The sequence below is a fragment of the Staphylococcus sp. CoH_129_LAB_1 genome, from assembly GCF_058191515.1.
Window position 1 is genome coordinate 13164 of record NZ_JBXWKZ010000008.1, and the last position, 13868, is coordinate 27031.

At 31.0% G+C, this 13868-nt stretch carries 13 protein-coding genes; 11 read left to right on the plus strand and 2 right to left on the minus strand.

The window, feature by feature from the left end; translation table 11 throughout:
- The first annotated feature begins 58 nt into the window (after window positions 1-58).
- Window positions 59-835, plus strand: coding sequence for a tRNA threonylcarbamoyladenosine dehydratase (locus AC2FB1_RS03890; RefSeq protein WP_490673978.1), 777 nt, complete (start codon window positions 59-61; stop codon window positions 833-835).
- 50 nt (window positions 836-885) lie between these two features.
- On the opposite strand, the gene AC2FB1_RS03895 is transcribed toward AC2FB1_RS03890, so the two are convergent.
- Window positions 886-2154 (minus strand): replication-associated recombination protein A, encoded by a 1269-nt coding sequence (locus AC2FB1_RS03895; protein WP_490673979.1) that lies wholly within the window; start codon window positions 2152-2154, stop codon window positions 886-888.
- An 83-nt stretch (window positions 2155-2237) separates the two neighbouring features.
- Here AC2FB1_RS03895 and cymR point away from each other — a divergent pair, with 83 nt between their 5' ends.
- Both cymR and AC2FB1_RS03905 read left to right on the plus strand, forming a co-directional pair.
- Complete coding sequence (gene cymR / locus AC2FB1_RS03900; RefSeq protein WP_490673980.1) at window positions 2238-2660, plus strand: cysteine metabolism transcriptional regulator CymR; 423 nt, start codon at window positions 2238-2240, stop codon at window positions 2658-2660.
- 109 nt (window positions 2661-2769) lie between these two features.
- Window positions 2770-2913: an SAS049 family protein gene (locus AC2FB1_RS03905; RefSeq protein WP_017176172.1), complete on the plus strand. Its 144-nt coding sequence runs from the start codon at window positions 2770-2772 to the stop codon at window positions 2911-2913.
- Window positions 2914-3011: 98 nt separating this feature from the next.
- Here the strand turns inward: AC2FB1_RS03905 and AC2FB1_RS03910 are convergent, their stop codons facing one another.
- Window positions 3012-4016, minus strand: coding sequence for an LLM class flavin-dependent oxidoreductase (locus tag AC2FB1_RS03910; RefSeq protein WP_490673982.1), 1005 nt, complete (start codon window positions 4014-4016; stop codon window positions 3012-3014).
- 199 nt (window positions 4017-4215) lie between these two features.
- On the opposite strand from AC2FB1_RS03910, the gene AC2FB1_RS03915 reads away from it, so the two are divergent.
- The 8 genes from AC2FB1_RS03915 (at window position 4216) to AC2FB1_RS03950 (ending at window position 13647) form a co-directional block, all read left to right on the plus strand.
- Window positions 4216-5355, plus strand: a complete 1140-nt coding sequence (locus tag AC2FB1_RS03915) for a cysteine desulfurase family protein (RefSeq protein WP_490673983.1) — start codon at window positions 4216-4218, stop codon at window positions 5353-5355.
- Window positions 5356-5358: 3 nt separating this feature from the next.
- The gene (gene mnmA, locus AC2FB1_RS03920; protein WP_490673985.1) at window positions 5359-6471 is read left to right on the plus strand and encodes a tRNA 2-thiouridine(34) synthase MnmA; all 1113 of its coding nucleotides are present in this window, start codon (window positions 5359-5361) and stop codon (window positions 6469-6471) included.
- Between the two features lie 87 nt (window positions 6472-6558).
- Window positions 6559-7230 carry a tetratricopeptide repeat protein gene (locus tag AC2FB1_RS03925; protein ID WP_490673986.1) on the plus strand — a complete coding sequence of 224 codons (672 nt, stop codon included), beginning with the start codon at window positions 6559-6561 and terminating at the stop codon, window positions 7228-7230.
- A gap of 1 nt (window position 7231) precedes the next feature.
- The gene (recD2, locus tag AC2FB1_RS03930) at window positions 7232-9655 is read left to right on the plus strand and encodes an SF1B family DNA helicase RecD2 (RefSeq protein ID WP_490673987.1); all 2424 of its coding nucleotides are present in this window, start codon (window positions 7232-7234) and stop codon (window positions 9653-9655) included.
- Window positions 9656-9933: 278 nt separating this feature from the next.
- The gene (alaS, locus tag AC2FB1_RS03935) at window positions 9934-12564 is read left to right on the plus strand and encodes an alanine--tRNA ligase (protein ID WP_490673988.1); all 2631 of its coding nucleotides are present in this window, start codon (window positions 9934-9936) and stop codon (window positions 12562-12564) included.
- Window positions 12565-12628: 64 nt separating this feature from the next.
- Window positions 12629-12889 (plus strand): IreB family regulatory phosphoprotein, encoded by a 261-nt coding sequence (locus AC2FB1_RS03940; protein ID WP_490673989.1) that lies wholly within the window; start codon window positions 12629-12631, stop codon window positions 12887-12889.
- Window positions 12890-13318 carry a Holliday junction resolvase RuvX gene (gene ruvX, locus AC2FB1_RS03945; RefSeq protein WP_490673990.1) on the plus strand — a complete coding sequence of 143 codons (429 nt, stop codon included), beginning with the start codon at window positions 12890-12892 and terminating at the stop codon, window positions 13316-13318.
- Window positions 13319-13332: 14 nt separating this feature from the next.
- On the plus strand, window positions 13333-13647 hold the full coding sequence (locus tag AC2FB1_RS03950; RefSeq protein WP_017176180.1) for a DUF1292 domain-containing protein: 315 nt from the start codon (window positions 13333-13335) through the stop codon (window positions 13645-13647).
- The last annotated feature ends 221 nt before the right edge of the window (window positions 13648-13868 follow it).

Genomic DNA, 13868 nt, shown 5'->3' on the forward strand with positions numbered 1-13868 from the left:
TTTTTTTGCTTTTTTCTGTTAATATAGTATTAACGTTTACTTAGTAAAGGAGTTAATTATGAAACATCAATTTTCTAGAAATGAATTAGCCTATGGACAAGAAGGACTAGATTTATTAAAAGGTAAAACAGTGGCGGTCTTAGGAGTAGGTGGAGTTGGTTCATTTGCTGCTGAAGCATTAGCAAGAACTAACATTGGTCATATTATTCTCATTGATAAAGATGACGTAGATATCACTAATGTAAACCGTCAAATTCATGCATTAACTACTACCATAGGTCAAAGCAAAGTAACATTAATGGAAGAGCGAATTAAACTTATTAATCCAGATTGTAAAGTCACACCTCTTCATATGTTTTATACTGAAGAAACATATGAAGACATCTTTAATAATTATGATATTGATTATTTTATCGATGCCAGTGACACAATTATATACAAAGTTCATTTAATGAAAGAGTGTTTAAATAGAGGTATAAAATTAATTTCAAGTATGGGTGCTGCTAATAAAATAGATCCAACACGATTTCAAATTGCTGATATTTCAAAAACATATATGGATCCCATGGCAAAAATTATTCGCAATAAATTAAAAAAGCTTGGAATAAAAAAAGGAATCCCTGTAGTTTTTTCAGATGAAAGTCCAATAGTAATACGTGAAGATGTTAAGAAAACGGTTGGAGATTCAAATGCAATAAATCGAAAAGGTCAAATGCCTCCATCTTCGAATGCATTTGTACCAAGCACAGTAGGTTTAATTTGTGCAAGTTATGTCGTAAATGATATTTTAAAAGATATTCCGGTACGTCGAATAAAAGATAAAGGGAATAAATAAAAAACTATGGAAGAGATGAAAGAGTATTATCATCTTTTCCATAGTTTTTATTAGTTTTTATGATTTAAATTATCATACACTATTTTAAATTGCTGTTCACTTTTAGAAGTAGTTTTTGGTTCATAATACTTTTTATTTTTTATAGCATCGGGTAAGTATTGTTGATTAATATAACCATTCTCATAATCATGGGGATATTTATATCCAATAGATCGACCTAATTCTTTTGCTCCTTGATAGTGACCATCACGTAGGTGATCAGGTATTTGTCCAACTTTTCCTTTTCTGATATCACTTAGCGCACTATCAATCGCTTTTATAGCTGAATTAGATTTAGGTGATAGTGATAATTCAATTACAGCTTGACTTAGAGGAATTCGTGCTTCAGGCAACCCAAGTCGTTCAGCTGATTGAATAGCTGCTAATGTCCTTTGACCAGCACTAGGAGAGGCTAAACCTATATCTTCATAACTAATTACTAGTAAGCGTCGGACGATAGTTGGCAAATCACCAGCTTCAATTAATCTTGCTAAATAGTGTAGAGCAGCATTAACATCACTTCCACGGATAGACTTTTGAAATGCACTCATGACATCATAATGCATGTCACCATCTTTATCACTGATAAAAGCACCTTTTTGCAAGCAATCTTTAGCATCTTCTAAAGTAACATATCTCTGATTATTTGATTGTTCAGCACTTAATACTGCTAATTCTAAAGCATTTAAAGCACTTCTTACATCACCATGACTTTGAGTTGAGAAATATTTTAGTACATCTTCATCGATATTAGGGTGATAAGATTTTAAACCATTCTGATCATCATTTAATGCTCTAGTCAATGCTTGATATACGTCGTCTTCATCAAGTGGGTATAATTCAAAAATTTGTACACGTGAGCGAATCGCTGGATTAATTGCGTGATAAGGATTAGAAGTCGTAGCACCAATTAAAATGATTTTACCATTTTCTAAGTGTGGTAATAAAAAATCTTGTTTAGCTTTATCTAAACGATGAATCTCATCCAATAATAAAATAACTTGACCTGACATTTTGGCTTCTTCAACTATCATTTGCATATCTTTTTTTGTATTAGTTACTGCATTTAATTGTCTAAATTTATATTCAGTACTGCCAGCTATGGCTTTAGCAATACTTGTTTTACCAATTCCAGGAGGTCCATAAAAAATCATAGAAGATAATTTTTTAGTTTCCACCATACGTCTTATTATGCCTCTAGGACCAACTAAATGTTGTTGTGAAATAATTTCATCTATATTTGTAGGTCTCATTCTTGAAGCTAAGGGTTCAGTATTCAATTTTTTCACACCTTTCTATTACTATATTAACTGAAAAAATGATAGAATGGGACTATATTATTCGAATTAAGTGAGGTAAAACTATGAAAATATCAACGAAAGGGAGATATGGGTTAACATTAATGATTTCCCTAGCAAAAAGAGAAGGGCAAGGGTGTGTATCATTAAAAACAATCGCTGAAGAAAATCAACTTAGTGATTTATATTTAGAGCAACTCGTGGGTCCTTTAAGAAATGCTGGATTAATTCGAAGTATTCGTGGTGCTAAGGGTGGATATCAATTAAGAGCCCCCTCTGAAGAAATTTCAGCTGGCGATATCATTCGATTATTAGAAGGACCTATTACTATTGTAGAAAGTATAAATTCTGAACCGCCAGCACAAAAAGAATTATGGTTACGAATGAGAGATGCCGTTAGAGAAGTCTTAGATAACACAACATTAAAATATTTAGCTGATTATGTAGAATCAGACAACGATTTAGATGGTTATATGTTTTACATTTAAAAATTTAAATGAATTATGTTTAAAACTTTTTTACTGTGGTATTTGATTAATGTAAGTAAAAATTACTTATTAAAAATTAAATGCTTAAATTCGAAAGGAGAATTTCAATATGGGATTCATGGATAAAGCAAAAGATGCAGCAGAGAAATTTAAAAATAGCGATAACGAACAAGTAAATAAAGTAAAAGATAAAATTAATGAATATACAGGTGGAAATAACGACAGTAAAGACGACAAAAAAGATAATAAATAATTAAAATTGTGAGTGATGATTTTAGTCATCACTCTTTTTTTATGAAAAATTTAAAACCTGTTGACAATTTATTTATATTCAACAGGTTTTAATCAATATTATTTATTTAATTTTTGAATTACTCGTTTAAAACGCTCATATGATTCAAATTGTCTATCTTGGTCATAAATATAGCTTACGGCCATTATTTCATCAATATCACCATATTCTTCTAAAAATGCTTCTAATTTAGCTTTTACAGTTTCTTCAGAACCAATAAGAGAATCATCAAATCTTTGTTTCGCCATTTCATATTCTCTCGGTGTTAAAAGACCTTTTAAATCATCAGTCGGTGGTTGAACGGGTTGCATTCTACCACGAGCAATGCTAATAAAAACTTGTGCTAAAGAACTTGCTAAATATTCTGCTTCTTTATCTGTTTCTGTTACTATAGCATTTAAACATACAATCATATATGGTTTATCTAATACTTCAGAGGGTTCAAATAAGTCATGATAGATTTCAATTGCTTCTTTCATCTGTTGTGGTGCAAAATGACCTGCGAAAACATATGGCAGACCTTTTCTTGCAGCTAAATGTGCAGAGTCAGTTGATGATCCAAGTATATATAGCGGTACATTTTTATTTACCGCAGGATAAGCTCTTACATAAGCTTGTTTATTTGCGGGACCAAAATATGTTTGTAACTGTTCTACTTCTTCAGGGAAAGCATATACACCATTATGTTGATCACGTCTTAATGCACTTGCTGTCATCATATCAGTACCAGGTGCTCTACCTAATCCTAAATCAACACGATTAGGATAAATAGTTTCTAATGTACCAAATTGCTCAGCAACAATTAAAGGTGCATGGTTTGGGAGCATAATACCTCCTGAACCAACTTTAATTTTATGAGTATGTTCAAGGGTATGTTGTATTAATAATGATGTAGCTGAACTTACTAAGTTAGGAGCATTATGATGTTCGGCAATCCAATAACGCTCATACTCTAATTCATCTAATTTCTGACCTAAAACCACCATATCATCAATTGCATCTTTATCACTTTGACCTTCTCGTATTGGTACTAAATTCAATGCAGAAAATTTTATATCAGACATATATTATTCTCCTTTATATTTTTACTATCTCATAGTTTAACAACTTCAATCTATTATAGTTATTAAATTGCTCATTTTTAAAATATTAAATAAATGAAAAATAGTTAAATATATCAATTCATAATCAATAAGGTAGAAAATTTTATAATGAGGTGCTATTATAGGAACATTGATAATATTGTGAGGAGTGTACTTAAAAATGGAAGTATATGCAGATTATGCTGCAACTACACCAGTCAAACCAGAAGTGATTGAATCAATGATGGATATATATCAATCGCACTATGGTAATCCATCATCTATTCATACAGTTGGTAGAGATGCTAGACGCTATTTAGATGAATCTAGAAGACATGTTGCTCAATTACTAGGGGCTAAACCAAGTGAAGTTATTTTTACTAGTGGTGCTACGGAATCAAATAATACTGCTATTAAAGGTTTAGTTTATGCTAATGAGCATTTAGGTAATCATATTATTACTACAAAAATTGAACATCATTCTGTTTTACGTGTATTCGAACAACTAGAAAAAGAGGGGTTTGAAGTCACATATTTAGATGTAGACGATACAGGTAAAGTTGACTTAGATCAATTAGAAGAATCATTGACAGACGATACTATATTAGTATCTATAATGTTTGTTAATAATGAAGTGGGTACAGTAGAACCTATTTATGATATTGAAAATATTGTTTCTAATTCAAATGCTTTATTACATGTAGATGCAGTACAAGCGATTAGTCATTTAGATATTAAATTTAATGAGTTTAAAATTGATACAATGAGTATTACTGCTCATAAATTTGGTGGTCCTAAAGGTGTTGGTATTTTATTAGTTAAAAACAATACACCAATAGAGTATTCTCAAATAGGTGGAGAACAAGAAACTAAACGACGTGCTGGAACTGAAAGTGTTCCACAAATTGTTGGGATGACAAAAGCTCTAGAAATAGCTAATCAAAATCGAGACCAAAATAATATTCATTTAATGAACTTAAAAGAACTATTTTTAGTAAGTTTGCAAGAACGTGCGATTCCATTTGAAGTCAATGGTTCAATGGTAGAAACGACTGGCCATATACTTAATTTATATTTTCCATTTATAGATGTAGAAACAATGTTAACTTTATTAGACTTAGCAAATATTTATGTTTCATCTGGTTCTGCATGTACAGCTGGTTCAACAACTCCTTCACATGTACTTGCTGCTATGTATGAAGATGAAGATCGAGCAAAACATTCTGTTAGATTTAGTTTTAATGAAATTACTACTGAACAAGATATAAAATATATCGTTTCTGAAATTCATAAAATATATCATAAATTTAAGGAGGAATAGGACTTGTCAAATAAAGATATACGCGTTGTAGTTGGTATGTCTGGAGGTGTAGACAGTTCAGTCACAGCATACCTTTTAAAAGAACAAGGGTATGATGTCATTGGCATATTCATGAAAAATTGGGACGACACAGATGAAAATGGTGTATGTACAGCTACAGAAGATTATAATGATGTCATAGCTGTATGTAATCAAATTGGTATTCCATATTATGCTGTAAATTTTGAAAAAGAATATTGGGATAAGGTATTCACTTATTTCTTAGATGAATATAAAAAAGGTCGTACACCTAATCCAGACGTAATGTGTAATAAAGAAATTAAATTCAAAGCATTTTTAGAACATGCATTAAAATTAGGTGCTGATTATGTGGCTACTGGTCATTATGCACGAATTCGTAGACATGAAGACGGACATGTAGAAATGTTACGTGGAGTTGACAATAACAAGGATCAAACATACTTTTTAAATCAATTATCTCAAGAACAATTATCTAAAGTCATGTTTCCAATTGGAAATATAGAGAAAAAAGAAGTTCGTAGAATCGCTGAGGAACAAGATCTAGCTACTGCTAAGAAAAAAGATTCTACAGGTATTTGCTTTATCGGAGAACGTAATTTTAAGTCTTTTCTTTCTCAATACCTACCAGCACAATCTGGTGAAATGAGAACACTCGATGGTAAAAAAATGGGTATACACAGTGGATTAATGTACTATACTATTGGGCAACGTCATGGATTAGGCATTGGTGGAGATGGAGATCCATGGTTTGTTGTTGGTAAAAATCTTGAAGATAATATTTTATATGTCGAACAAGGCTTCCATCATGATGCATTATATAGTGATTATTTAATTGCTTCAGACGCTTCATTTGTAAACCCTGTTGATTTAGAAAATGGCTTTGAATGTACTGCTAAATTTAGATATCGTCAAAAAGATACTAAAGTATTTGTTCAAAAAGAAGACGAACAATCTATTCGAGTTATCTTCAATGAACCTGTTCGTGCAATCACACCAGGTCAAGCAGTTGTATTTTACAATGGAGACGTTTGTTTAGGTGGCGCTACTATAGATGATGTATATAAAACAACAGGTCAACTTAGCTATGTTGTTTAATTTTTATTAAACCGTTAACTCATTTTAAATGAGTACTAACGGTTTCTTTTTAATTATAAATATATTTTAAGAAATGGAGACATAGAAATGATTGAACAAGAAACAATATATCAGTGGATGAATAATGGTAATTATGAAGAGGCTATTAAAGCACTATTTAATAATATTGAAGAGAATCCTAATATGGTTGAAAATTATATTAATGCTGGTATTCTTTTAGCTGATGTGGGTGAGATTGAGAAATCAGAAAGATTCTTCCAAAAAGCGATAACAATAGATGACAAAAATGGAGCTGTTTACTATAATTTAGCTAATCTATATTATGAACAATCGCGTTTTCAAGAAGCGATAAAACTTTATCAACGATCACTCAAATATCATATGAATCCCATTGATACTAATTATATGATTGGTATGTCTTTTAGCCAATTAGATGCACAAAGAGAAGCATTACCATTTTTTATGACTGCTGCTGAATTAGATCAAACTTTGGACACAGAAGTTCAATTTCAATATGGTTTAACATTATGTCATTTAGAAATGTTTCAAGAAGCCATTAAGCAATTAAACTATGTTTTATCTATTAATCCTAATCATGTAGATGCATTATATAATTTAGGTCTTGCAACGTATATGGAAACTGAGGATGCTGATAAAGCAATTCAGTATTTTGATAAAGCTATTCAAATTGATCCTAAGCATTTATTAAGTCAGCATGCTAAACAAACATTTAAATCTCTAAACAACGAGGAGGAATAATATGTCAAACCCTACGCTATTTGATTACTCAATGGTTAAAGGAACAGTTGATACCATACTTTTTCAAAATAAAGATAATTTTTATACTGTTTTAAAAGTAGACACCATTGAAACAAATGAGTCATTTGATAATCTTCCTACAGTGGTAGGGTTTTTTCCTGATATTGTTGAAGGAGATGTCTATACGTTTAAAGGACAAATCGTTCAACATCCTCGTTATGGTAAACAACTTAAAGCTGAAACATTTGAAAAAGAACTACCTCAAACTAAAGATGCTATTATAAGTTATTTATCTAGTGATTTATTTAAAGGTATTGGTAAAAAGACTGCTCAGAACATAGTAAATACATTAGGAGAAAATGCAATAAATGATATTTTAGCCAATCCTTCTGTTCTTGAAAATGTTCCTAGTTTAGCAAAAACAAAACAAAAACAGATAGCAGAACAGATTAGTGCTAATCAAGAATCAGAAAAAATAATGATTCGATTACATGATTTAGGTTTTGGCCCAAAACTATCAATGGCGATTTATCAGTTTTATCAATCAGAAACATTAAAAGTTTTAGAAAATAATCCATATCAATTAGTTTATGATGTAAAAGGCATAGGTTTTCAAAAGGCTGATACTTTAGCTAGAAATAATGGCATTGCTTTTAATGATTCAGAACGTTTAAAAGCTGGATTACTATATACTCTTGAAGAAGAATGTATAAAACAAGGACATACATATTTAGATGAAAATATTGTATTAGAAACAACAGAAAATATGCTTTCAGATAAGCATTTAGATGAAACAATTGAACTCCAACAATTAAAATATGTTCTACAAATACTTTCGGAAGAACAGAAACTTATTTTAGAGAATAATCATGTTGCTATCCCAAGTTTATACTATTCAGAACTCAAAAGTGTTCAAAATTTGTATCGAATCAAAACATACAAAAATCATTTTAAAGTAATAGAACAATCGGATTTACAAATACATATTGGTGAAATAGAAGATCAAAATAATGTCAGTTACGCAAAATCACAACAAGAAGCACTTGAAACTGCGATTAATTCAAAAATAATGTTACTTACTGGGGGGCCAGGGACAGGTAAGACAACCGTTATTAAAGGGATTGTAGAATTATACGCTGAAATTCATGGCCTTTCCCTCAAATATTCCGATTATCAAGAAGATGATTATCCAATTGTACTAGCCGCCCCAACTGGAAGAGCATCAAAGCGTTTACAAGAATCAACTGGCTTAGAAGCAATGACTATCCATCGTTTAATAGGATGGAATCAAGATACACAACCAGAAGATATTCTTGATAATGAAATTAAAGCTAAACTTATTATAATAGATGAGATGTCAATGATTGATACATGGTTGTTTCACCAATTTTTAAGTGCTGTTCCACTAGATGCACAAATCATTCTAGTAGGTGATGAGGATCAATTACCGTCTGTTGGTCCTGGACAAGTATTTAAAGATTTAATTGAATCTAAAGCATTTCCAAGAGTAAATTTAACAGAAGTTTATCGCCAACAAGATGGCTCTAGTATTATTGATTTAGCTCATCGTATGAAGCATCATGAATCAATAGATATTACACAGCGCTATCATGATAGAAGTTTTATTCATTGTCATGTAGAACAAATCCCAGCTGTAGTTGAAAAAGTAGTATCTAGCGCTGTAAATAAAGGATATAATATGAGCGATATTCAAGTTTTAGCTCCTATGTACAAAGGAAGCGCAGGAATAAAAAGGCTTAATCAAGTATTACAAGATATTTTAAATCCTAAAGAAAAGGATACAAGAGAAATAGAATTTGGCGATGTAAAGTTCAGAAAAGGAGACAAAGTGCTACAACTAGTGAATCGACCAAATGATAATATTTTTAATGGAGATATTGGAGTCATAGTAGGTATATTCTGGGCTAAAGAAAATGCTCTTAACAAGGATGTTCTGATTGTCGATTTTGAAGGAAATGAAATTACATTTACTAGACAAGATTTATTAGAACTCACGCATGCTTATTGTACATCAATACACAAATCACAAGGTTCTGAATTTCCTATTGTTATTATGCCTATAGTTAAACAATATTTTAGGATGTTGCAAAGACCCATATTATATACTGGTCTAACACGTGCAAAACAATCTTTAGTGTTATTAGGAGAGCCAAAATCTTTTGACATTGGCTTAAATACGCAAGGGCAAGAGAGACATACACAGTTAAAAACATTAATTATAAATTATTTTGACATTAGTCAGGTTAATATAGATGTAAAAACGAACGATGAACAAATAAAAAATGATGATAAAGATGAGAATAGTGCAATCGAACATATTACTTTAAGTGAAGAAACGATTTATCAAATTAATCCAATGATTAATATGGGAAATGTTTCACCTTATGATTTTGTTGAGCGTTGACAATTTAGACAAAAATACTTAAAATAAATTTGAATTCGCATAAAGATGAGTAAACTATTTAACTTTAATTAGAGATGTACTGGTTGGTGAAAAGTACAAGTTAAATAGTTGAACGCTACTTTGTGTTAACGTTTATATGATAATTGAGTGATGAGAAATTAAATATATCTAAAGTATTTATTTCTTATAACTAGGGTGGTACCGCGAAAACGTTCGTCCCTTTGTTGGATGAACGTTTTTTTATTTATATGTGTATTAATTATAATAGGAGTGAAAAAATGAAAAAACTTAAAGCAAGTGATATACGTCAAAAATATATTGATTTCTTTGTTGAAAAAGGTCATATGGTAGAACCATCTGCACCTCTTGTACCTATTGATGATGATTCATTACTTTGGATAAACTCTGGTGTTGCAACGTTAAAAAAATACTTTGATGGACGAGAAACGCCTAAAAAACCAAGAATAGTTAACTCTCAAAAAGCAATTAGAACAAATGATATTGAAAACGTAGGTTTTACTGCACGTCACCATACTTTCTTTGAAATGCTTGGAAATTTCTCAATTGGTGACTACTTTAAAAAAGAAGCAATTGAATTCGCTTGGGAATTTTTAACTAGTGACAAATGGATGGGAATGGAACCAGAAAAATTATATGTAACAATTCATCCAGAAGATGTTGAAGTTTATCGTTTATGGCATGAAGATATCGGTTTAGAAGAAAGTCGTATTATTAGAATTGAAGGAAATTTCTGGGATATAGGAGAAGGACCATCAGGACCTAATACTGAAATTTTCTATGATCGTGGTGAAGCATATGGTCAAAATGATCCAGCAGAGGAAATGTATCCTGGCGGTGAAAATGAAAGATATTTAGAAGTATGGAACTTAGTGTTTAGTGAATACAATCATAATAAGGATCACACATACACACCACTTCCTAATAAAAACATTGATACCGGCATGGGATTAGAACGTATGACTTCTATTTCCCAAAATGTTCGTACTAATTATGAAACAGATTTATTCATGCCAATTATTAAAGAAGTAGAACATATATCAGGAAAAAAATATCTTGAACTTAACGAACAAGATGTAGCATTTAAAGTAATCGCTGATCATATAAGAACAATTGCATTCGCAATCTCTGATGGCGCTTTACCTGCAAATGAAGGACGTGGGTATGTTTTACGTCGTCTATTACGTCGTGCCGTACGTTTTAGTCAAACTCTTGGCATTAATGAGCCATTTATGTATAAATTAGTTGATATCGTTGCCGACATTATGGAGCCTTATTATCCAAATGTGAAAGAAAAATCAGATTTTATTAAACGTGTTATTAAATCTGAAGAAGAACGTTTCCATGAAACTCTTCAAGAAGGTTTATCTATATTAAATCAATTAATCACAAAAGCAAAAGAATCTACACATGAGATTAATGGATCTGACGCGTTTAAATTATATGATACGTACGGTTTTCCAATTGAATTAACTGAAGAACTTGCGAGTCAAGAAGGCATTACAGTTGACATGGCAACATTTGAAACTGAAATGGAAGAACAACGTACTAGAGCGAGAGAAGCAAGACAAAGTTCACAATCTATGCAAGTTCAAAGTGATGTATTAAAAAATATTAATACTGAAAGTAAATTTATTGGATATGAAACAACAGACTATCAAACAACTTTAACAGATTTAATTTATAACGGTGAAACAGTTACATCGGCAGAGGCTGGAGAAACAGTATACTTTATCCTAAAAGAAACACCTTTTTATGCAGTAAGTGGTGGACAGGTTGCGGATAAAGGAACAGTAGGAAATGAACAATTTGAAATAGCTGTTCAAGAAGTTACAAAGGCACCAAATGGACAAAACTTACACCAAGGTATAGTTCAATTTGGACAAGTAAGTGTAAAAAGTCACGTAGATGCAAAAGTAAATAAAGAAGAACGTAAAGATATTCAAAAAAATCATAGTGCCACACACTTACTCCATGCTGCTTTAAAAGAGGTTTTAGGTGAACACGTAAACCAAGCAGGTTCATTAGTTGAAAGTGAACGATTAAGATTTGACTTTTCTCATTTTGGTCCAATGACAACTGAAGAGATTGATCAAGTTGAAAGAAGAGTAAATGAGGAAATTTGGAGAGGAATTTCAGTTCATATTCAAGAAATGCCTATTAAAGAAGCTAAAGAAATGGGTGCTATGGCATTATTTGGCGAAAAATATGGTGATATTGTAAGAGTAGTCAATATGGCTCCATTTTCAATTGAGTTATGTGGTGGTATTCATGTAGATAATACTGCTGAAATAGGATTATTTAAAATTATAAGCGAATCAGGTACAGGTGCAGGTGTTAGACGCATTGAAGCACTTACTGGTAAAGCTGCGTTCTTATATTTAGAAGATATTCAAAACAAATTTAATGTTGTTAAAGAACAACTTAAAGTAAAATCAGATGATCAAGTTTATGATAAAGTTGTTCAAATACAAGAAAATGAAAAACAATTGAATAAGCAATTAGAACAACGTAATAAAGAAATTACTTCACTTAAAATGGGTAATATTAATAATCAAGTAGAAAATATTAATAGCTTTAAAGTATTAGCTACTGAAGTCGAAGTATCTAATCCAAAAGAAATCCGTCAAATAATGGATGACTTTAAATCAAAATTACAAGATACAATTATTATTTTAGCAAGTAATGTTGGTGAAAAAGTTTCGTTAATTGCTACTGTACCTAAAGAATATACAAGTCAGATTAAAGCAGGAGATATCATTAAAAATATGGCTCCAATCGTAGGAGGAAAAGGCGGAGGTCGTCCAGACATGGCACAAGGTGGCGGCACACAACCTGAAAATATCTCAGAATCATTACGCTTTGTTAAAGATTATATTAAAAACCTATAACTTTTTAATCAACTAGTGTAAAATCAATATGTAAGTTAATACATGTTAGAGGAGTGTCGCATCTATGGAAAATATTGATAAAACTATGAAGTTCGATTATGATGAAATTCCAAAAGAAAATGTCCAAACAGTTTTAAAAAATGTACATCAGACTCTAGAAGAACGAGGCTACAATGCTGTAAATCAAATTGTTGGTTACTTACTTTCAGGAGACCCTGCATATATCCCACGTCAAAATGAGGCACGTAATCAGATACGTCACATCGATAGAGATATCATTATGGAAGAACTCGTTTCAAACTACTTAAAAGAGAATAAAAAATAAATGTTAAGCCACAAAATTTTAGGATTAGATGTAGGTAGTAGAACTGTAGGTATCGCAATAAGTGATTTGATGGGTTGGACTGCCCAGGGACTAGACACTCTAAGAATAAATGAAGAAAATGAAGAATTTGGTATTGATAGACTTGTTTCAATCATAAAAGAAAATAATGTTGGTTCAGTAGTCATAGGATTACCGAAAAACATGAATAATTCTATTGGATTTCGTGGAGAAGCATCACTTAAATACAAAGAATTGCTTCAAGAAGCCTTACCAAATATTGAAATTATTATGTGGGATGAACGTTTAAGTACAATGGCTGCTGAACGCTCATTATTAGAAGCTGATGTCTCAAGACAAAAAAGAAAAAAAGTAATTGATAAAATGGCAGCAGTTTTCATACTGCAAGGCTATTTAGATTCAATCCAATAAAGGAGAATGTCATTATGACTGAACATAATCACAACCATAATACAGAATTAAATATTAGTAATGAAGAAGAGTTATTAACTCTATTTGATGAAAATGGAAATGAAGTTTTATATCGAAAAATGCTAGAATTTTATCATCCAGAATTTAAAAAAGAGTATGTCATTTTAGCAGAAGAAGGCGCTCAATCTGATGATGATGATATGATTGAACTCATTCCAATGATTAACGAGCCAGATGAATCAGGTGATGGTGGTAAACTTGTTCCTATTGAAACGGATGAAGAATGGGATATGATTGAAGAAGTTGTAAATACAAATATGGAAGAATAAAAGCTTTTTTTAATAATAAGTCTCTAATCAATTCATTTTGGTTAGAGATTTTTATTATGTATTTTTAATATTTCAGACTTAAATTTGATTTAAAATTATGATAAAATATTTAAAGTTAAATTACTATAAGCATAAGTTTTTAAATACACAGTCAGTTACTATATTTATACATTAAAACAAAGAGTAGTTTATTATATTACTAAAAAAATGTAATTTTAGTT

Bases quoted from the DNA above. Each gene is read 5' to 3' on its own strand.
- AC2FB1_RS03890 (WP_490673978.1), top strand. From the start codon at position 59: ATGAAACATCAATTTTCTAGAAATGAATTAGCCTATGGACAAGAAGGA.
- AC2FB1_RS03915 (WP_490673983.1), top strand. From the start codon at position 4,216: ATGGAAGTATATGCAGATTATGCTGCAACTACACCAGTCAAACCAGAA.
- AC2FB1_RS03950 (WP_017176180.1), top strand. From the start codon at position 13,333: ATGACTGAACATAATCACAACCATAATACAGAATTAAATATTAGTAAT.
- AC2FB1_RS03925 (WP_490673986.1), top strand. From the start codon at position 6,559: ATGATTGAACAAGAAACAATATATCAGTGGATGAATAATGGTAATTAT.
- AC2FB1_RS03910 (WP_490673982.1), bottom strand. From the start codon at position 4,016: ATGTCTGATATAAAATTTTCTGCATTGAATTTAGTACCAATACGAGAA.
- cymR (WP_490673980.1), top strand. From the start codon at position 2,238: ATGAAAATATCAACGAAAGGGAGATATGGGTTAACATTAATGATTTCC.
- AC2FB1_RS03940 (WP_490673989.1), top strand. From the start codon at position 12,629: ATGGAAAATATTGATAAAACTATGAAGTTCGATTATGATGAAATTCCA.
- alaS (WP_490673988.1), top strand. From the start codon at position 9,934: ATGAAAAAACTTAAAGCAAGTGATATACGTCAAAAATATATTGATTTC.
- AC2FB1_RS03905 (WP_017176172.1), top strand. From the start codon at position 2,770: ATGGGATTCATGGATAAAGCAAAAGATGCAGCAGAGAAATTTAAAAAT.
- recD2 (WP_490673987.1), top strand. From the start codon at position 7,232: ATGTCAAACCCTACGCTATTTGATTACTCAATGGTTAAAGGAACAGTT.
- ruvX (WP_490673990.1), top strand. From the start codon at position 12,890: ATGTTAAGCCACAAAATTTTAGGATTAGATGTAGGTAGTAGAACTGTA.